Genomic DNA, 21,744 nt, shown 5'->3' on the forward strand with positions numbered 1-21,744 from the left:
CTCCCGCTCGGCATCGGACAGCACCACCGGCGGGATCTTCGGTCCAGGACGACTCACACCAGACCAACGACGAATCTCCGACTCAGGACACTAGGCCGTGTCCTGTGGATCACCTCGCTGACCAGATGAAGATGGCGGCGAGGTGGAGTCCGGCGAGGTAGATGGTGGCGGTCTTGTCGCAGCGAGTCGTCAGGCCGCGCCACTGCTTGAGCTTGTTGATGCACCGCTCGACGGTGTTCCGCTGTTTGTAAGCCTCCCGGTCGAAGGCCGGCGGGCGGCCTCCCCGGCTGCCCAGCCGCCGACGGTTGGCGGCCTGGTCGGCGGGCTGCGGGATCACTGCCCGGATCCCTCGCCGTCGCAGATGGCGGCGGATCGCCCGGGACAAATACGCCTTGTCGGCAAGGACAGCAGCCGGTGTGGTCCGAGGTCTGCCGACCGGCCGGGGAACCCGGATCCGGGCCATGACCTGCTCGAATGCGGGAGCGTCACCAGCCTGACCAGGCGTGATGGTGAAGGCGAGCGGCCGGCAGCGGCCGTCGGCCGCGAGATGAATCTTGGTCGTCGGTCCGCCGCGGGAGCGTCCCAGGGCGTGGTCGGCCGGTTCGCCGGCCGGGGCCCCTTTTGGCGGGCCCCGGCGGCGTGCTGATGTGCTCGCACGATCGTGGAATCGACCGCGACGACCCAGCCCAAGTCGCCCTCGGCGTCAGCCTGGGCGAGGAGGGCGGTGAACACCTTCGCCCAGGTGCCGTCGGCCGCCGAGACCCGGAGCCGGTTGTGAACGCCCTTCCACGAGCCGAACTGCTCGGGCAGGTCCATCCACGGCGTCCCGGTCCGGTACTTGAACGCGATCGCGTCGATCACCTGCCGGTGATCCCGCCACCGCCCACCCCGCCTCGGGGCCCGGTCCGGCAGCAGCGGCTCAATGCGTGCCCACTGGGCGTCACTCAACGACACACATCAACCAACGATCAGATGATCCTCAGGAAACGCCCTAGAGCCGCCCCCTCCTGGCGGTCGCGATTCCCGCGGGGGACGCTGACCGTTGATGGTGCTCGTAACCAAGAACTGCCGGAGTAATACCGAGATGATCTGGCACCCGCGCGACCGCGAGGAAAACCCGTTGGCTGTCGGTGTTCCCTGCTGGAACGATCCTGGGATGACCGGCCACCGTGATGCCGTCCTGCTCTTGTGGGGTCGCCAGCTCTACGAGGGTCAGTGCGAGCCACTGGCCTGGGCGGAGGCGGTCCTGGAGGCTACCGGTCGCCCGCCGAGCGCCGTCATCGCGGCGATGTCCGGCCGAATCGACGCCCTCGCTGATTCCCCATCGGACCGCGCATGGCTGCTGTTCCGTACGGTCGCCAAGCTGGCCGCGAACCTGCGGGGCGACGGCCGCTACGACGCGGACGTCGGCACCCGAATCGGCCCACTGGCCCTGCGGTTGGGCGAGCTCGAACCAGCACTCGCCGGCCCGATCGGGGACGCACTCGGCCACCCGCCGGACGGGCCGACATCCCTCGTCACCGTCCACGCCGCCGAGTTGAGCAGGAGCCGCACGATCCGGCTGCGGGCGATCGACTCCCTGCTGGAGTGGGCCGAGCTCGGCCATCCGCAGGCCCGGGCGGCCCTGTCCGAGGTCGCCGCCGACCACCGGACGCAGGATGTCACCGTCTGGACCAAGGCACTCAACCGGATCGCCCTGTTCGGCGACGCGAGCGTTGAACCGGGCCTGCTGCGCGCGCTCGCCGACACCGGGCACCCCGGGGTGCGGTGGTCGGCTCTCGCCTGTGCCGAACTCGGCCTCCGCCGGGCCGTTCCACTGATCATCGCCCTGCTGGAGCATCCTGATCCGATGGTCCGCGAGGGTGCCTGCGAGGCGCTCGGCCTCTTTGAGGAACACGCCGCCGTGCCCGCGCTGGCTGCCCGGCTGAACGACGAGACCAACTGGGTACGCAGCAGCGCTGCCCTGGCGCTCGGCCAAATCGGCGGCGACCGGGCGCTCGCTGTGCTCTGGCAGGCCATGATGGAGCGCAGGAATCCGAAGGCCAGTCATCTCGCTGCAGCGATCGCTGCCTTCGGCCCGCCGGTGGTGGACGACCTGATCGCCCTCACCACCGATCCCGACCCGGACCTCCGAGCACTGTCCTGCCGCGCTCTCGGCTCCACCGCCGACTACCGGGCCCTGCCAGCACTGGAACGCCTCGCCGCCCACGACCTGGCCAGAACCACCCTCGGCGGCCTCGTGGCAACCGCCGCCAAGCAGGGACTGCGAACCGCGCACCGCATTCGGGCGCGCACTGCATCGACCGAGCTCGACGCTCGTATCGACTGACGTTCACGCGGCTGCCGGCCAGGACCCCCTCGCCGCCCATCAGCAACTCGGCGCACCCGATCCCAAGAACGCCCATCCCGTTCAGCCGAACGAGGCGGCGGGCTTCGGAGCGCAGGTGCGGCGTCGCGAGTGCACCTCAGTTCTACGGGCCGCCCGCTCGTGAGGGTGGCCCGTCAGTCCTTCGGCCTCGCCGGTGCCTTGGCGCAGAGGTACGGACGTGCGAGCAGCAGGCCGGCGCCGGCCATGGCGATGCCGACGTAGACCGGCGCGAGGTGGATGAAGTCCGTGTAGTGGATCGCGCCGTGCACCACGACGGCCGGCAGGAAGCCTGCGGCCGCCGCCACGGCCAGGGTCCAGAACACCCATGCCTCACCGCGCCGCCAACCCCACGCGCTGAGCAGAATGATGGCCACCGCGGCGGACATCAGGGCGCCGCCGAACCCGGCGCGGTCATGGGCGACGAACGGCACAAGCCGGGGGTTGACGGTTTCCAGCATCTGCGGGCTGGTGCCCAGGAAGGCCAGGTCGGTCGGTACGAAGACGCCGGTCAGACCGACCAGCGAGATCACCGCTCCCCCGACGAGCAGCCCCGCTCCCGTGACGATCAGCAGCAGCTGGCCGACCAACGCCCGTCGGCGCTCCGGCTCCGGCCCTTCCGGCGCCAGGCGCCACCGCGGTGCGTGCGGGGTCCGGCGGACCGCGGCCACGAACATCGGGAACAGCACGATGGTGGTGGCCGTGTGCAGGGGTTCCACGAAGCCGGTGGCCAGGAAGTAGAGCAAGGTGGGGAAGCCGATCGCCCCCGAGAGCAGGTACACCTCGCGGGCCCAGGGCCAGCCGCGTCTGATTCCGCCCACGGCGAGGCCGGTGTAGAGGGCGCCGATCGCCACCATCGTGCCAGCCATGGTGATCCGGTCGTGCTGGAGGAAGTGCACGAGGTGGTGGTTGGCGGCATGCAGTTCGTGCAGCCTCATGCCGAGGTAGTCGCGGTCGTACCAGAGCAGCACGGGCCCAAGCGTGATCGCCGCGGCGCCGAGTCCGGCGCCCGTCATGCCGAGCCCGACAAGCAGCGCCCACCACCAGGCGGGCCAGCGGCGGGGATCGCTGCCGATGTCCCGTAGCGCCGGTGCGGGCGTGGTGGGCGTGGCCGCCTCGGCGACCCGTGCGAACCAGCCGGGTCCGGCCGCGACGAGCACCCGGGGCCGGGTGAGCACGATGGCGCCCGGCTCTTTGAGCGCGGTGGCCGCCGCGGTGACCGACGGCTCGGACACGCGGACCACGTGCGGGTCATCGCTGCGGGTGAACCCGTCGGCATGGGGTCGGAGAGCGGCCTCGGTGTCCGGGTCGCTGGTGCGGACGACGAGCGGGATCGCGCGGTCGGCCGCGGCCTCGCGTATGGTCTCCGCGTCGGCCGCCGAGACGGGCGCCACCTCGACGAAACCGGCCCCGAGCGGGGGTATGGCGCGTACCGCTTCGCGGACGAGTGAGGGCGGGACGGATATGCCGAGGCGGACGGTCACGGGCACGCCGGCGATCTCGCCGGCGAGCTGCGCGGGCGGGTGGCGGTGGCCGAACCCTCGGGAGATCAGCCGCGCGCCGGCGGGGCGGGAGCCGATCGAGGCCAGCAGCCGCAGCGCGGTGCGCTGCGAACGGCGCCGGCCGAGGACGGCGGCGGCCAGGCCGCGCAGTGGGTGGTAGGTCCAGTCCGGCATCAGTGGCTCTCGTTCTCCGTCTCGGTCACCGGGGCACCGGGCGCGGTCCAGCCGAGCACCGGGGTCATGGAACGCAGCGTTGCCCGCGTCGGCGTCAGCCGGGCGGCGGTGTCTCGCAGCAGCACCGCCGGCGGCCACGACAGCTGGCCGACCGTGCCGAGCCGGGCGGAGCGGCGGGTGATGGCCTGGGTCCGCGGGCGGCGCAGCAGGTCGTACGAGCGCAGTGCGGCGGCCACGTCCGGTGTGGTGTCGAGGCAGTGGGCGAGGGTGACCGCGTCCTCCAGCGCCTGGCACGCGCCCTGGCCCAGGTTGGGGGTCATTGCATGGGCCGCGTCGCCCATCAGCGCGACCCGGCCGCGGACGAAGGAGGGCAGCGGCGGCAGGTCGTGCAGGTCGTGCCGGAGCACCGCACCGGCGGGGACGGCGGCCAGCAGGGCGGGAATGGGGTCCGGCCAGGCCCCGAACCGGCCCAGCAGTTCGGCGTACTCGGACTCGGACGAGCCGGAGGCTGCTCCCGCCGGCAGGGTCGCGGTCGCGAAGCAGTACATCCGCCCGCCCGGCAGCGCCGTGTAGCCGAACCTCGCCCCGCGGCCCCAGGTCGCCGCGCCCTCGCGGGGCGGCTCGGGGAGGGGCTCGGTGACCATGCGCCAGGCGGTGTACCCGGCGTACCGGGGGCCGGCCGCAGCGGGCCACAGCGCCCGACGGACCGCACTGTGCAGCCCGTCCGCGCCGACCACGAGATCGGGCCGGGACTCGCCGCCTCGGTGAACGACGACCGAGCGGTTGCCCTCGTCGCGGATGGTGGACACCTCGCTGCCCGACCGCAGACTGTCGGCCGGCAGCGCCTCTCTGAGCGCCCGCAACAGGTCCGCGCGGTGCAAGACCACCAGGGGATGGCCGAAGCGGCGCGCCAGCTCCGCGTTGTCCGTGCGGGACAGCCAGCGGCCCCGGCGGTCGCGTACGCCGCCTGTGGCCTCGACCGCGCCGAGCGCCCGCACGGCGCCGGCCAGGCCAAGCACCTCAAGAGCGCGCAGCGCGTTGGGCCACAGAGAGATGCCGGCGCCGAGCTCAGTGAAGTCTCCCGCCCGTTCCAGCACCTCGACACGCCAGCCCCGGCGATGCAGGGCGACGGCCGCCGCGAGACCGCCGATCCCGCCGCCGACAACGGTCACGGCGCGCTGCGTCATGGGTCCTCACTCTGGGTTCGAGGGCACCGTCCCCGGTCAAGAGGCTGTCGATCCGGTGCCCGAGCGGCATGCGCCGCGACGCAGGTCCAGCTGAGCGGCGCCGCAGGGCAACATCTTGGCAGATGCCTGTCAGCGGGCCGAAGGGCGGAACGGACAGGTTGGTGAGTGCATGGAGGGTGGGGTGGTGGAGCGGATACATGTGGAGTCCGTCGGTGGTGGTGGCCGGCAATGCGGCATAGCGGAGAAGTCACCCCGTCTGGGGGGACCGCGGTCACCGTCCATCGCGGACGCGTCGGTGCTGTCGCTGGAGGACGGGCGGCAGTCTCCCTCGGGCGCGAGGGGGCATCGCTCGGGGTCGCTCCACCGCCCAGCGTGGTCGTCGGTCCCGCCACGAAACGGAGGCTCCCGGGACTTCGGCCACTGTTGATCAGCTTTCGGCCGTTGGTGCACAGGGCCCGTACCCGCGTGTATCCCGGCAGGTAGACGCATCCAGTGGGCTGAGGTCCTCCCCACCACGGAGGGAATCACCCTCATCGTCCACGAGGCCATTGCGGTCGGCGATGAGGACCACTGCGGCCTGGACACCTTTCCCTGCTTCGACCGGGAGGACGGCGAGGAAGGCGTCGGCCTCCAGATCGCAATAACCGACGATGCTCTCGCGGCCCTGGCCATTCGCTGAAGAGAAGATCGGCGCCGATCGCAGCAGGTGGGTCAACGAAGGCATAGCCGGCGCCGAATACGAATACTGCGTCCGCGCAGGACGTCCCGGCATATTCGTCAGAGACTACCGACTTCAGCTCGTGGGGGTGAATCGTTACGAAGTTCCTGATGATGAGTGTGGGTAGGGATTGCACCCGTGGTGTGTGAGATATGCGGATGTGGGGGCGGACTGACTCCTGCGGGGCGGCGGCGCCGCGAAACGGTACGGATACAGGCGGCCGAACTGTTTGAGCAGCGGATCGCGTTGCCGGAAGTCGCACTCAGGCTGCGGGTAAGCGTGAAGTCGGCTTATCAGCGGCACCAGTGGTGTTCCGTCACCTGATCTTGAGCCACCAGACGCTTTTTCGAATACTTGACGGCTGGTCAGGGACCCGACCACGACCCTTGTGCATACCCGCTCACTGACCGCCCCGCGCTGCGCAGTCACCTTCTTCCGGTCGACGCACACGGCTGACCAATATCACCGTATGCCCGTCATACCAGGGGGCGCTCGAAGCCGTCCCTTCGCCGTACTTCACGCCCGGCCGAATGCTCCCCGGGCCTCGGGACCGCATCATCGTTTCTTCCCTGCCAGCCCTGTGACCTGCAGAGAAAGGGCGTCTGGTCGAAAGAGTGACGTGGTGTGGATCCGCTGGTAGCGGGCATCTGAGCCTCGCAATCATGGATTCCGCTTTCACCTGAAAGCAGCGGCCTCAAGGGTGGCGCAGCCCGGCCGCACCGCGAGAGGGAGGAACTGGATTCATGTCCATGCCTGTTGTGAGCATCTGGGACAACGCCATGCCGGGTGCTCAGCCCGCCTACCCGAGGACTTCCGCGTGGGACACCGCGTGGCCGCTCGAAGGGGGTACCGCCTGGGTGTTCTACAGCATGCCGGGCCAGAGCCGGGTCAGGAAGCCGGTGATCCTCTCCGACGGCTTCTCCGCCGGCAAGAGCGATCCCGACGCCCTGTGGAACGCCCTGGAGAACGGCGAGTACCCCTTCGTCTCCTCGCTGCGCGAGGCCGGCTTCGACCTGATTCTCCTCGGCTTCGACGAGCGGTCCGCGTCCATCATCGACAACGCCGACGTGGCGATCCAGTGCATCAAGAAGGCGATCGACAACCGCGAGGGAACCGCCAAGCTGACGGTCGGCGGCTTCAGTATGGGTGGGCTGGTCACGCGTTACGCCCTCGCAAAGATGCAGCACGAGGGTGACGACCCCCAGACCTCGACCTATCTCTCCTACGACACCCCCCACCGCGGCGCCTGGCTGCCCATCGGGGTACAGGCGTTCGCGCACTGGGTGAAGGACAACTGGGGCTCGATCCCGGGGTTCGGCGAACTGCTCGGCAGCTTCTCCGTGCTGGTCAACAGCCCGGCCGCCCGAGAACTGCTGCGCTGGCACATCGGTACCGTCGACGCCGAGGCCCGCCAGGACCGGGCCCGCACCGACTTCCTCGCCGAACTCGAACGGGTCGGCGGCTGGCCCGAGGGCGTACGCCGGCTCGGTGTCGGAAACGGGACGGGCACCGGCGCCGGAAACAACATCCCGGCCGGCGTGACGGCGATGCGCACCACCGGTCAGGAGCTGACGGGCACCTACCTGGACACGCAGAACACCGGGGAGCAGGTCGTCGCCGTCCTGAAGAAGACAGGAGATCCCGCGATCCGGATCACCACCAGCGGTCTGCCCGACATCGACGGCGCTCCCGGCGGCCTGTTCCCCGAAGCGCACAACCTCCCGGGCCACCCCGGAAACTTCGGAACCGCCGCCTTCCTGGCCGGTCTCCTCGAAGGCCAGCCGGCCGAACTCACCTACAACACCAGCGCATTCGTCCCGAGCGCCAGCGCAGTGGCGGCCGGCGACATCGACGACCGCGACACGCTGTACAGCAAGATCGACCCCGCCGACAGCGAACTCGACGCCTTCATGTGCGCCAGTGACAACGAGGGACACACCCTGATGACCGAGGAACTCGGCGAGTGGATCCTGACCAAGCTCCAGGGCGAATAGCCCACTGCCACGACGAACCTCCCGGCCGATCCGGACGGCCGGGAGGTTCGTGCGCAGGTGATCGGGACGCCTCGGCGGGCGTTCACCGGCTTCGCCCCGAGCCCGGACGAGTACGGCGGTACTCGTGGTCGAAGCCCCGGTCGGCCAGCAGCACGTCCGATCGGTGCCACGGCCGACCGGCCAGGCCGGCAACGGAGGGGACCTTCGCGAGCAGGGGCAACAGCCGAGTGACGCCGTTACGGTTTCCGCCTGCCAGTGGGCGGGATGCCCTGCCCGACGACGCGGACATGGTGCAGCGCGCTGCCCGAACGTGCCCGGTCGACCGGGCCGGGTCCGCGCGGGGCCCCGCCGGGCAGCCCTGACATGACTCGAGTCGATCACCGCCCTCGACCAGTCCGACTGCTTCGCCAACCGCGGTCTCGTCAGCAGGACAGCACCTGCTGGATCTCGGGGGGACTGGCGGCCAGCAGGGTAGGGGCGATTCCCATGAGCGCGGCCGCGATCCGACGTGGCGACGAGAGCGCCTTCATCACCGCCGGGGACATCTCCGAAGCGGAGAGGCTGCTCGGCAACGAACTCCTACGGTCCCACCTCGACTGGGACGAGCCGATCGCGCTGCTGCACATGAGCACGCTGCACCACTACAACGGCGAGGACACGCGCACGTGCAAGGACGTCATACGCGGCGGTCACAGAGCCTGGGCCGGAAATCTGTCGTTCGGGCTGTCCTATTGATTGCTGGACGCGGACGGGGCCGTAATGAAACCTGCTGAACTGCCAGCCTGCGGACGGCCACAGGCGACGGTCCAGTCAGCCGGCATGGGATCGAGTCACGCGTGCGGACCGCCGGGACTTCGCCCGGTGGATGCGGTCGCGAGGGACCGAGGTGATGCTGTCCCGGGTACTCAGAGGAGGAACGACACTGCTCGGAAGGCCGGGGACGGTCCGTCGAGCAGCCGGCTCCGGTGGTGGCGCAGGTGCTCGTCGAAGAACGCGAGCGGGTACGCCTGCTGGATCCGCACGGCCTGGTCGGGATCGAGGGTGCCGATCACGTCCTGGAGCTGCTGCCCGCTCCATCCGTACACCTTTGCCACCTGCGGGAACAGCGCCTCGTGGTCGCCGTACGAGACGTGGACGGCGCCCTGGGCCTGGATGTTCAGCCGCCACCCCCGCAGGTGTGACCAGAACGCGGCGGCCTCGGGATCCGTGGCCCGGGTGAACGCGGCGGACATCATCATGAACGGCCGGTCCAAGTCGCCTGCCAGTGGCGGGTTCATCTGCATCGGGCCGTCGATGCCGAGCCCGGCCCGGATGCGCACGTCCGCGAGCATGGCGCAGGCGGTGGCCGTCCCGCCCTTCGACCACCCGAACGCGCCCATCCGCCCCGGGTCCAGGGAGCCCAACAGTCCGGCCGGCAGCTCCCTGTGGTCGACGTCAGGATTGCACCCTGCAGCGAGCCGCTCGACGCAGTCCAGGACGAAGCGCAGGTCGGCGGCGAAGTCTCCGGGCAGCGTCGGCGCCTGCCGGTCGCGAAGCGGGGCGGCGATCCGGCCGTCGGGAAACTCGGTGTACGTGTCGTGCTGGTGAGCCACCGTCACAACGGCGTATCCGTGGCTGGCGAGCTCTTGTACCACGACGGTGTGGTCGCCCTGGTGGCTGTGCGCGCCGTGCGAAAACACGACGACCGGCAGCCGTCGGCCCGTTCGCAGCACCGGAGCACCCACATGGCCCACAGTGAGCGGCCCCAGCGGGGCCAGTTCGCCGAACCCGACGTCGGCGACGAACGCCTCGAATGCGCCGGCCGGCATCCAGGGCGCCACCGGGTACCGCTCGACAGCACGGGCGGGATACCAGACGGTGGCCATCAGCTCGCGGAAGTGCCCAGGGCCCGCGAGGTCGTCCGGACGCGACCGGTCGACGAGATGCAGCTCGACGGTGCCCACCGGATGCGGTCCGGTCGGCACGGGCAACATGAGGCGGGCCGTGGCGGGGCCGCCGGTGGCCGGGGCGCCGGGATCGGCCCACGCGGGGCAGGCAGCGGCGGCAAGCGGCACGGCAGCCCCGGCAGCCAGCGCGGCTCCCAGCATTCCGCGGCGCGTCAGGCCCTTACGGCTGATGAACGGCGTGATGGTCATGCACTCCCCCGTAGTGACGGATCGTCAACCATGCCGCGACGGACTCTCCGTGGGCACGAAGGAACGCTGTCACGTGCCCCTCCCGCGGAGCATCGGCCCACGGGATTACGCCCTGGGGCTGACGCGTCCGACGGTATCGCCGGGTGGCGGCCGCCCCGCCACCTGACAACGGCAGCGGTCGGCGAAGACGGCCCCGCACCCGCAGAAGCCGGCAGGTGTGCCATCGGCTTCGTCTTCTGGTCCGGCATGGGTCTTGAACCGTTCGTCCGGTCAGCCGCGGCAGAACAGGTCTGCACCTCCTGACCGGTGTCTGCCTCTTGGCTCCGATCCTTTACCGCCGGGAACCTCCCGCCCCTCCTGGAGCCACTGCCGCTCAAGGGCGTCGTAGATCGGCGACTCGGAAACCCGCCCGCCGCCCGCCCTCACATCGGCGAAACCCCTCGGCGCTGGAACGATTCTCTGGTTCATAAGCAGCCCAACGACCCCACACCGGACGCCGTGGCGGGCCGTGACCCATCCGTCACCCACAGACCCACAAGGGAGGCGGTCATCAGGCCTTCCTGCTGGGCGCGGCCGAGACGTGGGCTCAGGATCCGAAGACGCGCAGCACACGCGGAGCGTTGGGCAGGTCTTCGGGGACGGTGGCGGTGCGGGTCAGGGGCATCAGGTGGCCGTTGGGGCAGTCGCCTGGCTGCTGGTGGTCGATCTCCCAGTCCCAACCAGCCCTGGCCGCGAGAGAACTGGTGGCGTAGACGGAGCACATCGACCTACGAGCGGGCCTTCGCCGACCTCGCCGTTCACGCCGCCTACGGAGCCGGCGCCCGCACGCTGATCCGACGGGCCGCCGAAGCACACCGGTGAACCTCCGCAATTTCCCGCGAGGACGTTGAACAGCCACCCACCGGATACCTAGCTTCGGCGGTGTTGGGATTCCAGCAGCGGCACGGAGGCCCCTGATGAACGCACCCACCAACGGCCCGGAACCCGGCTGGCGGAGCCCGGCCCGGCCGGATTTCGGCACCTCTTCCCCCGAGCTTCGGGCCCGCGCGGACCGCGGCCTCGCCCACTTCCTGCGCGCCCCGGACCCGGAACGGGCGAGCGCCACGGACGGGGGCGCGGCATGAAGAGGAGCGCCGGCCTCGGCTTCGGGCACGAGGACCATCCACTGCTGGGCCGCCGGGTCCGCGACCTCGCCTCCGGCACCGAGGGCGAGCTGATGGCCGTCGTCGCCGAAGAGGTACCCACCCACGCCGGCCGACGCTGGACCCGCCGCGCCTACATCCGCCCCGAAGCCGGAGGCCGGGAACTACCCACCGCGGTAGGCAACATCGAACCCCTCGGAACCGACTGAACCAGCACATACTCGGGCACTGGATGGTCGGCGGTACAGCGAACGCCGGCGAGGGGTCAGCTGGAAGTCGGCGTCACCGGGACGGCGTACCTGTACAGGGTGGGGCCGTTCTCGTCACCGTTGTGCTTCCGTCCGACCAGTACTTCTCCCGGTCCGCCCTTCGACTCACTGCTGCTTTCCCGCTGGGGCTCGGTTTCGCGGTATGACCCCAGGTCGACATTCTCACCACGCCAGATCAGGGAGGCGAACGCGTACCGGGTGGGGCCGTTTTCGTCGCCGTAATGGTGGCGCCCGACAAGTACCTGGGAGGGCGGAGCGGTGAAGTCGGAACGGCTCTCCGGCTGGTACTCGCTCCACTCCACCTCGCCCACCTGAGCCGGCACCCCATCGATTTCCACCCGGCCGCAGAAATAGGTGGTGATGCCGTTCTCGTCCCCTGTATGAGCCCGGCCGATCAGGACCTGGTCATCCGAGCAGAGAACGGCACGTCCGGACGACTCCTTCTGGCGCAGGATGTCGCCCTCGATGATGACGACTGCCGCCGCCCTCTGCGGCATATGAGTCGATACCGCAGGCGTTGCCGAGGCTGCGGGCGAGGCGGAAGCGGAAGCGGAAGCGGATGCGGATGCGGGGGTAGTGAGGGCAAGGGCGGCGAGGGAGAGCGCGGCCGTACCGCGCGACAGGTGCTTGATCACGTCTCGCGTTGTAGCCGTCCGGGCCCGGGCAACGGATGGGAACCCGAGGCACGTCACCCGGGCGGGCGCGCCGATTCACCGAAGAATCGGCACTGCTGAAGTCCAGGCGCTACGGGAGGCTGGGGCTGGGGCGGCTCCGCGGTGCCGGGCGGAGTACGCGTGGCGGAGTCAGGGATGAAGGCCGCTCCTGACGTAGCTGCTGGCTGCGGCCTTGCCGGTCGTGGGCGCAGGATCGGTCGAGCCCATCGACGAAGTGGGCGCCCTCTCCGACATCAACAAGTACCGCCACTGCCCCCGCCACCCCATGCACCACAACCCCCCGCACGCAACAGCGCCCGGACCGGCGATATTTCGTGGCGCCTGTCCAGTAGGCGGATTCCGTCCGACGGTCCGCAACGGCCCGGTCGCCCCAGCGCCGGTGTGCGGTCCGCCGGGGTTCTGTGGAGGTCTGGCGCCGTGGCCGCCGTTGTCAGAGGGGTCCGGAACGGGGGCGAGGGGGCCGTCTCCGCGTCGCGGAGGGCGAGGGCTGCGATCACAGGGCCACTGAGGCGCCGGTCAGGGCACGCCTTGCCCTGACCGGCGCCTCAGTGGCTCGGGGGCCGACCCCGTGAACCGCTACCCGCTTCAGACGGCAGCGATCGGCGCCCGTTCTTCCGACCGGTCCGACGCTCGGATCCTGAGCGTGCTCACTTCTTGGTGAAGTAGCCGAGCACGTCGGTGATCACATGGGTGGAGCCGCCGTGACTGTTCCAGATGCTGACGCGGCCGCCCTCGCCGACCGGGGTGGTGACGTGGTTCGGCACGGTCGCGTCGGGGCGGGTGTTGAGACTGCTGGCCTCGGGACGCGTGGCGCCGTATCCGTAGGCGGTCAGGAAGGTCGGGGCCGTGGCATCGGTTGCGGTGATGTTGAGGACCGCGCCTACGGCGTCCGCCGGCAGGCCGGAGACTGTGGTGGCGGTACCGGGGGCCACCTTGCCGGTGTTGCGGGTGTCGGCCAGGCGGCGCGGAAGGGTCGGCGTGAAGAGGGCCTTGCCGTCCTTGCCGTAGTAGCCGACGGCGTCGAGGATCACATGGGTGGATCCGGTGTTGATGTGCAGCGCGACGATGCCCTGCGGACCCACGGGGACGATCACCTGGTTTGACTTGTCCTTGCCCGGCTCCGGGTTGAGGTTCGAGGTGGCGGCTCGATGCGCCGGGTCCGGGTAGACGGCGATGTGAGAGGTGCTGGTGGCGGCCGTGCTGGTCAGGTTGAGCGCGACGGCGGTGGCGTCGGCCGGGATGCCGGCGAGACCCGCGACTTTGACGGTGAAGAAGACGCTTTCGGACAGGGGAACACCGCTGGCGCGGGTGTCCCGGAGGCGGGTCGGCGGCAGGGGGGTGAAGCGTTCACCGGCGTTGGGCTGGTAGTAGCCGACGAAGTCGATGACGAGCGAGGCGCTGCCGGAGTTGAGTTGGGCCAGTACCTTGCCCTCGGTACCGACGGGGACGGTGACCGTATTGGCTGAGGTGCCGCCCGCGACGACGTTCACGTTCGAGCTTGCCGGGCGAGGCTGACCCGCCGGCCACACGGTGAGGTGGGCTTCCTCGGTGGAGTCGGTGACGGTCACGTTCAGTACGGCGGCAGTCATCCCCGACGACAGCTCGTGCCCCGGTACGGCGGTGCCCGCCGGCAGTTGCACGGCCAGGGGCTCGCCGCCCCGGAGCGGGGTGTGGGCGGTGCGGGTGTCCAGGAGGCGGAAGGGCTCGACGGCCACGTAACCGGACGGTGCGTAGTCGACCTTCACGCTCCGGCGGGAGGTGGACCTGGCGCCTTTGACGTCCGTCACGGTGACGCTCACCTCGTAGTCACCGGACGTGCGGTACGTGTGCCGGACCGGTTGGAGGCCGTCGATGTGCTGGGAGGCACCGTCGCCGAAGTCCACGTCCACACCCGACACCTGCCACGGCGCTGCTGTGGTCGACGGGTCGATGGAGAGGGTGAACGGGGCGATGTCGGCCGCCGGGGCGTCCGAGGGCAGCAGGACGGGCGTGGCGGTGAAGGCGGCGGTCAGCGGTCCGGCCGGTCCCACCCGCGTCGGGCGGGAAGCCGAGACCCTCGTCCCGATGCCGTTGACCGCTGTCACCTTGACCACGCATTCGCACGGCGAGGTGTAGACGTGGGCGGCCGTCATGCGGTCGGCGGCGCCCTGCCGCGTGGTCACGGGGGCTGTTCCGTCGCCGAAGTCCACGGTGTAGACGAGGGCTGTGGGCCAGCGGCTGTTCGTCGCCGCCTTCACCGTCACCTGTGTGCCCGCCGGCGCCCAGGTCCGGTCCAGCTCCATCGGCTCCACGGCGCTGAGGACGTCCCCGAACTCGTAAGCGCCGCGGTCGAGATAGCCGCCGTCCCTGCCCGTGTTGGGAACGCGCGCGTCGTCCTCGGCCGGGTGCCCGTACAGGTCGGTGGGCAGCGCTCCGGGCGCTGTCGCGTCGGCCGAGTCGATGGTGGGCGAACCTTCGATCAGACCCACGCCGTCGCGCGACGGGGACACGATGTCGTGAGCGCCCTGGCCTGTGGCGGCCTGATACTCAGCCAGCGTCGGGTATGCCGTGCCGGACCAGTTGTAGGGGATCACCGTGCGCCCGGGCGTACCGGTGATCAGGTTGTAGTCCGCCCGGGTGCCCTCCGCCGCGGTCTGCGACACCGAAATGCCGCCCTGTGGCTCCTTGGGGGCCCTGCACCCGCTGACGACGACACTCTCGAGCACGTTGTTGAAGAGGGCGGAACCGGTCGAACCGCCGGCCACGGAGACGATCGGCCCGCACTCCCCGGTGACGGTGTTGTTGGTGATGACGGTGCCCGGAGCATCCACGATGGTGATCGCCGGGCCGGCTACGGCGCCGAACCCGAACAGGTTGCGGCTGAGCACGGTGCGCTGGGATCCGCCCTCGATGCGGGCCTGCGACAGGCCGCTTCGGATGACCCGCACGTCCGTACTCCGATCGCCGACCACGAGGGAGCCCTCGGTGTCACCACCGGAGAGCCGCTCGAGTAGGACGTCGTCGGAACGGCTGACCTTGACGCCCCTCTTCGTACCCCACCCGCGGAGCACGACGTGCGAGGCTCCGCTGATGGTCAGGGGCCGGTTCAGATCCATCGAGCCGGGTGCGCCCTCACGCGTTTCGACGCTGAAGGTGATCGGTTTGCCCGGGTCTCCGGAGCGGTCGATCGTGACGGCCTCGTCGTAGGAGAGGCCCGGCGCAATCCGCACGGTCTGTCCCGGCTGGACCGCCCTGGCTCCCGCCGATATCGAGCAGTACGGGACGTCCTGCGTTCCCGTTCCCGTGTCACTGCAACCTGAGTTGGCGGCGTTGTTCACGTACAGGTAGTTCGGGGGTTCGGCGGCTGCGGTGCCCGCCGGTAGGCCGAGGAGGGTGGAGAGGCCTGCGGCGAGCAGGACCGTCATACGGGCAGGGCGCACCGGGGCGGGGCTCCTTCGGAGAAAGGGAGAGTCCGGAAAGTCTCCGTTCATGATCTCCTGGTCAACCGCCTTTGTCACCAAAAAATTGAACACGCTCAAAGTTGATTCGGCGGACAGTTCTACCAGCCGCAGCGGCTCCGACAACTCCTGCACGCGGTCCGGCACGTCGCCGTCGGCGGCATCGACAATCCGTGCGGGATGGCCGTCCCGGCCTTCAAGAGGCTCTCACGCCGACGGCGCCGGACCGGCACCTGACCCCACCGGGCGGCTCGCGCCGTCGGGATGATCCGCCCGGTGCGCGACCTCGCCTTGGCCGGCTTCCGCCGGCTCCTGGAGGAGAAGGCGCAGCGCACTTGGGAGCACTCCGACTTCGCCGACCGCCGGCTGCCCCCCATGTAGTGTCGGCCTACTCGTGACCTGCACACCCAAGTACAACTGAACGTGGACAGGGTCGTGCGGATCGACGATGAGACGAGCGGAGGCAGGTACTACGCTTCAACCGAACGCGATCCGACCACCGGACTCAGCGAGACCCATAAGAACGCTCCGGCAGCCGCCGTGGTGTCTGTGTCGCCAGCCCCCCGGCATAGAGCGTGTGCCGCATCCTCTTCTGCCGATGGAATGGGGACACTTGCCGCCTGCCAGCACTCCACGGAGCCGGCTGCAAGGCCGAGCATCAGGTGTGTCAGAGCCGTCTCGTGGTGAACAGGGTGGTCCCGTGCACCGTGTCCACTTCCTTCCGCTCGGTCTCCGTGAACCCGACCTTGGCCAGCACACGGCGAGAAGCGGTGTTCCAGTCCCAGACCGTGGCCCACAGACGTTCGTACCCAGACGATCGCGCCCATTCCAGAACCGCCAACGAGGCCTCGGTCGCATAGCCCTGACGCCAAACTCGGCGTAGCAGCTCGAATGCCAGTTCCGGTTCCCCTGCCGATCCTCGCCCGGTGTCGACCAGCCCGCAGTAGCCGATGACGTCACGGGATGCCTTCCGTTCGACCGCCAGCAACCCGGTCGACCACACCTTGTTGGTGCGGATCGAATCCTCGAGCTCCGCGACCGTGGGGTGTCCGTCTGCGTCGATTCGGCGGTGCGGCGGCACTCGTGGATCACGTTCGGTCCACAGCTCACGCTGGACGACAGCCTCGTCTACCCGCCAAGGTCTGAGCAGCAGGCGACTCGTCTCGAGTACAACCTCGCTGCCCGGAGTCGCGCCAACTGTCATGACAGCAACCATCTCACGGGCGAACGCGCTGTCGTGTCACGGGGCGCTCGGTCGGTCCTGTCGATCGTGGACGCTCGGCATGCGGGACAACCGAGATCAATCCCTGAGCGTCGTCTTGGACCTGTGCACGTGCGGCTGTACCCGGTAGGACACGGTGACCCGCACGCCGACAGCGTCCTTCCTCGCAAAACCCTGCGGGTAGCCCCCGGGCCAGGCACCTGCCGGCATACGACCGTGCAGGCCGCCACCTGGTCGGGGTGGTGGCCCGCACGACCGGAACCGGGCGCACCGGCTCGCTGCTGGTTGCCTTGCCCGAGACGCTGTGCCGGTGCCGCCCCGGCGGTGGGCGACGATCTCCGCGCCGATGGACAGGGCGGTCTCTTCGCGAACCGGCAGGCGCGGCGCATCGGCTCGGTCGCCTGAGGGCCGTCGTCGGTCAGGCTTTCCTGAGCAGTTGGGTCGCCGCGCGGCCAAACATGAGGCGTGCCGTCCGGTTCAGGATGCTGTCGAAGAGGCGGGGCAGGAAGCGGATGCGCAGTTCTTCCCGCCACACCACCCGGCTGTGGCCCCCCGGCCCTGGCCGGACCTCGATCTCCGCCCAGCCCAGGACGACCCGGCCGCGCTTCTCCAGTCGGCACAGGCCAGGCTCGTCGCCCGCCGGCGGGCGCCAGACCGTCACCTCCATGACGTCGTCGACACTCATCGGTCCGAGGCCCGACCGGGCCACGAAACGCGTTCCCTCTCGGGTCGGCGGCGTGGTGAGCACCTCGATCCTGGTCAGCGGGACCACGTCGGCGTGGCGGGGCCATTCCGTCAGCCTGCGCCACGCCTCCGCGGGGGCGAGCGGGGGCGTGCGTTCGAGGGAAAAGGTAGGCACGGCACGATCGTAGGGAATCGGCTCCGTCCAAAGGCCTCGATCGACGTCGAGTTCTACCGCGCTGCAGGCCGGCCGTCCCCGTCCCGCCGGACCGGGTGTGGTCGGCGTGGCTGCGCGGGGACCACCTCGTCACCGAGCGGCGCGAGGTACTGCGGCAGTTCACAGGCGGCATCGACGCCACCGGACGCCGGGTCCACCAGGTGTTCCTCGCCTCCGTGCGCGTCCTGGGCGAAAGGCGTCGACATCACGGGCTAGCTCGGGGCGGAGGGCGTCTGCTCCGCCGACACCCGCGGCTCCCAAGTCGAGAACGTCCACAACATCGGCCGCGCGCTCCCCTTCGACCGCGACGGCAGCACCAAGATCACCGGCACCATCGTGCCAGTGTTCCCGGAACCGGGCGAAGACCGCGGCCGTCCGCAGCGGCCGGCCGACGGCGCGCATGGGGGCGTGGTTGTCGCACGGAATGCCCCGGCCGGGAGGATCGCGGAGTGCCCCCATGGGACGTGCCCGATGGCCGGCCGGGCCGCCGGGCAACCTCTGCGCGGGGCGAACACCCGGACCGAGGCCGCGTGCTACGTTCCAGTACCAAGGGGCCGAGATGGATAAGACTGCGAGCGCACGTGCCGAACTCGACCGGCTGGGCCGGTCGCTGCGCGAGCAACTGGTCGCGCTCATCACCGATTTGACCGTTCGCGTCCACCGGCGCCGGCTGTCCCTCGACGAACCGAAGGTCGCCGACCCGCGCGAGCCGCTGCGCCACCACTACGCGACGAGCTACCAGGGCAACCGTCCGGCGACCGTCACCGCTGCCGAGACGGCCTCCCGAGCAGCCTCCTCCCTGCGCGCGGCCGGTTGGGACGTGACGGCTTCACAGGAGGACGACGACGGGATCCTCTGGACGGTGCTCGTCGCCCACCGGGACGGCAACAGCATCCGCATCCTGACGAGCGACGACACCCCTGCCGTCGCGTTCCGCGGGCAGACGGCTGCGTTGGCTCTGCGCCCGCCGCAACCGGCCCGGCAGTCGGGGCCCCTGCCCACGCCGCAGACCGTCCCGCCCGGCTACGTCGTTTGCCACGAGTGCGATGGCCTCGGCCGGTGTCCCGGATGTGGTGGCCGCGGATGGGTGCTCGGCCAGTCCGACCGTAGGCGGCGAAGCGGGAAATGCGGCACCAGGAAGGCCTGCCCCATCTGCCGGGGCGAGGGTCAGTTGAGTGCCTCCGATTTGTCGGAGTACCGACGAGGCCACTACCCGGGCCTGGACCGGAACTGACCGAGTTGCGCTCGGCTGCTTGTCCCGCGCTAGGTCCACACGGGTAGGGCGAACCGTCCTCCACACTCGACAAGCCCGGCTCAGCGCTGCGGACCGGCTGCGCGCGTCTTCACCCGGCCACGGCGTGGGGAGTCCGGGTCGGAACGCGACGGCTGCGCGACGCGGCGGCCTGCCTGGAAGAAGTCGGGCTACCGGGGCCGGCGTCCCCCTCTCGGCGTCAGGCAGCTCAACTCCCACCTACGGGCATCCGCGTTCGGCACTGGACCCCATCTGAACCAACTGCGGGCGGCGGCACGCACCCGCGGTGCGGTAGAACGCCTTGCAACGCGCGCCAGCGCTTTCCCCTCGTGCACTTGGCCCGATCGGGTGGTAACCGGCGCGTCCCTGACGCTCCGGGCCACGGCTCACCGCTGCAGCTGGCAGAAGTAGTCCCGTGAATGCCCGAGAGGACGCTGCCCCAGACGGCACAAGCCTGTCCGACCCGGTACGACTTAAGCTGCTGCACGTCCTCTTCACCCTGGCCGGGAGCGAGCGCGCCCGCCGCTCGGAGGCAGTTCCTCCGCCTCCGGCGGCCGACTCCATGCCTGCGAGCGCTGACGATGCCTCGCAAGCAGCGCAGCTCAGCGCCGCGCTCAAGGCACACATGGCCTCCCTCGACGGCTCGGAACTGGAGCGGGAGCACCGCCGCCTGGCCGGGTCCTTCCTGCGGGAGGTCGATCGCCGCATCGCGGGATCCGGCACCCTCCCGGGGCAGCGCGTCGACTTCGCGGGCTTGCCGGCTCAGGAATCGCCCGGAGGGGCGCACCCCGCCGAGGCCCGGGTGGCGCTGGTCTCGCTGCCGTGGATGTCGCCCACCTTGCCATCGATCCAGCTCGCGACGCTGGCCTCGTCGCTCCGCCAGGAGGGCATCGCGTCCGACGTCCATGAGCTGTACGTGGACTACGCGGCGCGCATCGGGCTCAACCTCTACAACCTACTGGGCAACCTGCTCGGCTACCTTCCGGAGTGGATCTTCTCTCGGCACTACTACGGTCCCGAGCAGGGCGATCACCTCACGGGCATGCTGGAACAGCGCCCGCTCGGCAGCGACTTCCCCTGGCCGGAGCTGGCCGACTCCGTCCTGGCCGCGCTCGAACCCGTCACCGAGGAATTCCTGGACGACCTCGTACAACAGACCGACTGGTCTCGGTACGACGTCGTCGGCTTCTCCCTGACCATCTCCCAGCTCGGTGCGTCGATGGCCGTCGCGCGGCGACTCAAGCGCGCCTTCCCCTCGCTGCGCGTCGTCTTCGGCGGCTCGCAGTGCGCCGGCCCCATGGGCAGCACCATCCTGCGCATCTGCCCGTACGTGGACGCCGTCGTGCACATCGAGGGTGAGCTGGTGCTGGCCGACCTCGTGAGGCGACTGCGCGACGCGCGTCCACTGACGGGCCTCTCCGGGGTGAGCCATCGGGGAGCCGACGGCGAGGTGGTGACCGAGCCCGCCGCAGAGCTGGTCGTGGGGGGCAGTCGCAAGCTCGACCTCGACTACGACGCCTACTTCCACCGGCTCGTCCGTCTCGGCCTGACCGAGAAGATGAACCCGTGGCTGCCGTTCGAGAGCAGCCGCGGCTGCTGGTACGGGCAGAAGGTGCAGTGCACCTTCTGCGGCCTCCACGACATCATGGAGTTCCGCGCCTGGGATGCGGACGTCGTCCTGGAGCAGCTCGAAGAGCTCCAGCAGCGGTACGGCGTGGGGCGGTTCTACTCCATGGACCTCATCATGCCGAGGGAGTACCTGCGCAACCTCCTCCCCCGGATCGCCGAACGCCACCACGACTGGATGTTCTTCTACGAGATCAAGGCGAACATGCGGCGCAGCGAGCTGGAGACCCTGGCGGCCGCCGGCGTCCGCTGGGTGCAACCGGGGATCGAGAGCCTTGACGCCGATCTCCTGGCGCTCATGCGCAAAGGGGTCAAACCGTTCCAGAACATCCTGCTGCTCAAGTGGAGCCAGGAGCTGGGGATCCACTGCGGCTGGAACCTGCTGTTCGGTCTTCCCGGCGAGACCCAGGCGTCGTACACGCGGATGGCGGAGCTGATTCCGAAACTGACCCACCTGCAGCCGCCCTCCGGCGGCGGCCGGTTCCAGCTGCACCGCTTCAGCCCCTACTTCGAGCAGCCGGAGGCCCACGGCATCCGATGGGACGGAGCGCACAGGATGTTCCGGTACGCCTTCCCCATCGACAAGGCGGACCTCGACCAGCTCGTCTACCTCCACGACTTCACGTTGGACCCGGCCCTGGGCGCACCGGCGGACACCTCGGCGGTGGATGCGGCGGTCCGGGATTGGCGGCGCGCCCAGCAGGCGGGCGCGAGTCTCGCCCTCACCGAGCTGCCCGACGGACAGGGCGTCATCGTCGATCACCGTGACGTCGGGAAGGCGCCCGCCCGCCATCGCCTCGAGCCGGCCGAGACCGTGCTGTACCGCCACCTCGACGCCGGCGTCGCGGAGAAGCTGCTCGCCGCGACCTTCCAGGACGAACACCCCGGCCCGTTCGAGGCGCTGGGCGGGGAGAGCGGGATCGCAGCTCGCGTGGCGCGATGGCTGGTGGACGGCCTGGTGATCCGAATCGACGGGAAGGTCCTCGCTCTCGCCCTCCACGCACACCGCATGGCATCCCGTCACATGCCCCCGTCATCCGCGAGCTGTGCCGCCGGCGATACCGGCACCGGGGCCGCGTCCGGGGCCGGCCTCGCCACCCAGGCTGCAGTACTGACGTAGTTCCCACCACCAGGGGCCACCACCAGGAG

17 protein-coding genes and 1 pseudogene are annotated in these 21,744 nt (G+C 70.1%); 8 read left to right on the forward strand and 10 right to left on the reverse strand.

The window, feature by feature from the left end; all coding sequences use genetic code 11:
• Positions 1 to 109: 109 nt before the first annotated feature.
• A protein-coding gene (locus ACFYZS_RS24795) for an IS5 family transposase (RefSeq protein ID WP_389016484.1) occupies positions 110 to 954 on the reverse strand; the annotation gives its coding sequence in 2 pieces (ribosomal slippage) (positions 110 to 624 and positions 624 to 954; 846 coding nt in all).
• A 91-nt stretch (positions 955 to 1,045) separates the two neighbouring features.
• On the opposite strand from ACFYZS_RS24795, the gene ACFYZS_RS24800 reads away from it, so the two are divergent.
• Complete coding sequence (locus ACFYZS_RS24800) at positions 1,046 to 2,329, forward strand: HEAT repeat domain-containing protein (protein ID WP_389016487.1); 1,284 nt, start codon at positions 1,046 to 1,048, stop codon at positions 2,327 to 2,329.
• A gap of 173 nt (positions 2,330 to 2,502) precedes the next feature.
• Here the strand turns inward: ACFYZS_RS24800 and ACFYZS_RS24805 are convergent, their stop codons facing one another.
• From ACFYZS_RS24805 to ACFYZS_RS24815, 3 genes are all read right to left on the reverse strand, one after another.
• A complete protein-coding gene (locus tag ACFYZS_RS24805; RefSeq protein WP_389016489.1) occupies positions 2,503 to 4,041 on the reverse strand; it encodes a hypothetical protein in 1,539 nt (512 codons plus the stop codon).
• Positions 4,041 to 5,228, reverse strand: coding sequence for an FAD-dependent monooxygenase (locus ACFYZS_RS24810; protein WP_389016492.1), 1,188 nt, complete (start codon positions 5,226 to 5,228; stop codon positions 4,041 to 4,043). Before ACFYZS_RS24810 ends, ACFYZS_RS24805 begins: the two co-directional genes overlap by 1 nt.
• 427 nt (positions 5,229 to 5,655) lie before the next feature.
• On the reverse strand, positions 5,656 to 5,943 hold the full coding sequence (locus ACFYZS_RS24815) for a hypothetical protein (RefSeq protein WP_389016495.1): 288 nt from the start codon (positions 5,941 to 5,943) through the stop codon (positions 5,656 to 5,658).
• Between the two features lie 746 nt (positions 5,944 to 6,689).
• Between ACFYZS_RS24815 and ACFYZS_RS24820 the strand changes: the two genes are divergently transcribed.
• Entirely contained in the window at positions 6,690 to 7,940 is a 1,251-nt protein-coding gene (locus ACFYZS_RS24820) for an esterase/lipase family protein (protein WP_389016497.1), read from the forward strand.
• A 486-nt stretch (positions 7,941 to 8,426) separates the two neighbouring features.
• Positions 8,427 to 8,675: a hypothetical protein gene (locus ACFYZS_RS24825; protein WP_389016500.1), complete on the forward strand. Its 249-nt coding sequence runs from the start codon at positions 8,427 to 8,429 to the stop codon at positions 8,673 to 8,675.
• 170 nt (positions 8,676 to 8,845) lie between these two features.
• Here ACFYZS_RS24825 and ACFYZS_RS24830 read toward each other — a convergent pair whose 3' ends face one another.
• Together ACFYZS_RS24830 and ACFYZS_RS24835 are read right to left on the reverse strand one after the other, a co-directional pair.
• Entirely contained in the window at positions 8,846 to 10,075 is a 1,230-nt protein-coding gene (locus tag ACFYZS_RS24830; protein ID WP_389016503.1) for an alpha/beta hydrolase family protein, read from the reverse strand.
• Positions 10,076 to 10,661: 586 nt separating this feature from the next.
• A complete protein-coding gene (locus ACFYZS_RS24835; RefSeq protein ID WP_389016506.1) occupies positions 10,662 to 10,838 on the reverse strand; it encodes a hypothetical protein in 177 nt (58 codons plus the stop codon).
• A 193-nt stretch (positions 10,839 to 11,031) separates the two neighbouring features.
• On the opposite strand from ACFYZS_RS24835, the gene ACFYZS_RS24840 reads away from it, so the two are divergent.
• On the forward strand, positions 11,032 to 11,199 hold the full coding sequence (locus ACFYZS_RS24840; RefSeq protein ID WP_389016508.1) for a hypothetical protein: 168 nt from the start codon (positions 11,032 to 11,034) through the stop codon (positions 11,197 to 11,199).
• Positions 11,196 to 11,426: a hypothetical protein gene (locus ACFYZS_RS24845; RefSeq protein WP_389016511.1), complete on the forward strand. Its 231-nt coding sequence runs from the start codon at positions 11,196 to 11,198 to the stop codon at positions 11,424 to 11,426. Before ACFYZS_RS24840 ends, ACFYZS_RS24845 begins: the two co-directional genes overlap by 4 nt.
• A 56-nt stretch (positions 11,427 to 11,482) precedes the next feature.
• On the opposite strand, the gene ACFYZS_RS24850 is transcribed toward ACFYZS_RS24845, so the two are convergent.
• The 4 genes from ACFYZS_RS24850 to ACFYZS_RS24865 all read right to left on the reverse strand — a co-directional run bounded on the left by ACFYZS_RS24850 (position 11,483) and on the right by ACFYZS_RS24865 (position 17,678).
• A complete protein-coding gene (locus tag ACFYZS_RS24850) occupies positions 11,483 to 12,121 on the reverse strand; it encodes a hypothetical protein (RefSeq protein WP_389016514.1) in 639 nt (212 codons plus the stop codon).
• 686 nt (positions 12,122 to 12,807) lie between these two features.
• Positions 12,808 to 15,579 carry a PKD domain-containing protein gene (locus ACFYZS_RS24855; RefSeq protein WP_389016517.1) on the reverse strand — a complete coding sequence of 924 codons (2,772 nt, stop codon included), beginning with the start codon at positions 15,577 to 15,579 and terminating at the stop codon, positions 12,808 to 12,810.
• Between the two features lie 685 nt (positions 15,580 to 16,264).
• A complete protein-coding gene (locus ACFYZS_RS24860) occupies positions 16,265 to 16,801 on the reverse strand; it encodes a GNAT family N-acetyltransferase (RefSeq protein ID WP_389016520.1) in 537 nt (178 codons plus the stop codon).
• 436 nt (positions 16,802 to 17,237) lie between these two features.
• Positions 17,238 to 17,678, reverse strand: coding sequence for an SRPBCC family protein (locus ACFYZS_RS24865; RefSeq protein ID WP_389016523.1), 441 nt, complete (start codon positions 17,676 to 17,678; stop codon positions 17,238 to 17,240).
• A gap of 27 nt (positions 17,679 to 17,705) precedes the next feature.
• Here ACFYZS_RS24865 and ACFYZS_RS24870 point away from each other — a divergent pair.
• From ACFYZS_RS24870 to ACFYZS_RS24880, 3 genes and pseudogenes are all read left to right on the forward strand, one after another.
• Positions 17,706 to 18,083, forward strand: a pseudogene (locus tag ACFYZS_RS24870) (helicase); the annotation flags it as partial.
• Between the two features lie 193 nt (positions 18,084 to 18,276).
• The gene (locus ACFYZS_RS24875; RefSeq protein ID WP_389016526.1) at positions 18,277 to 18,951 is read left to right on the forward strand and encodes a hypothetical protein; all 675 of its coding nucleotides are present in this window, start codon (positions 18,277 to 18,279) and stop codon (positions 18,949 to 18,951) included.
• Between the two features lie 580 nt (positions 18,952 to 19,531).
• Complete coding sequence (locus ACFYZS_RS24880) at positions 19,532 to 21,715, forward strand: RiPP maturation radical SAM C-methyltransferase (protein ID WP_389016529.1); 2,184 nt, start codon at positions 19,532 to 19,534, stop codon at positions 21,713 to 21,715.
• Positions 21,716 to 21,744 lie beyond the last annotated feature (29 nt).

The organism is Streptomyces sp. NPDC001903 (assembly GCF_042891345.1).
Taxonomy (GTDB): Bacteria; Actinomycetota; Actinomycetes; order Streptomycetales; family Streptomycetaceae; genus Streptomyces.

Coding starts and splice junctions, on each gene's coding strand:
- ACFYZS_RS24800 (WP_389016487.1), top strand. CDS start 1,046: ATGGTGCTCGTAACCAAGAACTGCCGGAGTAATACCGAGATGATCTGG.
- ACFYZS_RS24805 (WP_389016489.1), bottom strand. CDS start 4,041: ATGCCGGACTGGACCTACCACCCACTGCGCGGCCTGGCCGCCGCCGTC.
- ACFYZS_RS24810 (WP_389016492.1), bottom strand. CDS start 5,228: ATGACGCAGCGCGCCGTGACCGTTGTCGGCGGCGGGATCGGCGGTCTC.
- ACFYZS_RS24820 (WP_389016497.1), top strand. CDS start 6,690: ATGTCCATGCCTGTTGTGAGCATCTGGGACAACGCCATGCCGGGTGCT.
- ACFYZS_RS24825 (WP_389016500.1), top strand. CDS start 8,427: ATGAGCGCGGCCGCGATCCGACGTGGCGACGAGAGCGCCTTCATCACC.
- ACFYZS_RS24830 (WP_389016503.1), bottom strand. CDS start 10,075: ATGACCATCACGCCGTTCATCAGCCGTAAGGGCCTGACGCGCCGCGGA.
- ACFYZS_RS24835 (WP_389016506.1), bottom strand. CDS start 10,838: ATGTGCTCCGTCTACGCCACCAGTTCTCTCGCGGCCAGGGCTGGTTGG.
- ACFYZS_RS24840 (WP_389016508.1), top strand. CDS start 11,032: ATGAACGCACCCACCAACGGCCCGGAACCCGGCTGGCGGAGCCCGGCC.
- ACFYZS_RS24845 (WP_389016511.1), top strand. CDS start 11,196: ATGAAGAGGAGCGCCGGCCTCGGCTTCGGGCACGAGGACCATCCACTG.
- ACFYZS_RS24860 (WP_389016520.1), bottom strand. CDS start 16,801: ATGACAGTTGGCGCGACTCCGGGCAGCGAGGTTGTACTCGAGACGAGT.
- ACFYZS_RS24875 (WP_389016526.1), top strand. CDS start 18,277: ATGGATAAGACTGCGAGCGCACGTGCCGAACTCGACCGGCTGGGCCGG.
- ACFYZS_RS24880 (WP_389016529.1), top strand. CDS start 19,532: ATGCCTGCGAGCGCTGACGATGCCTCGCAAGCAGCGCAGCTCAGCGCC.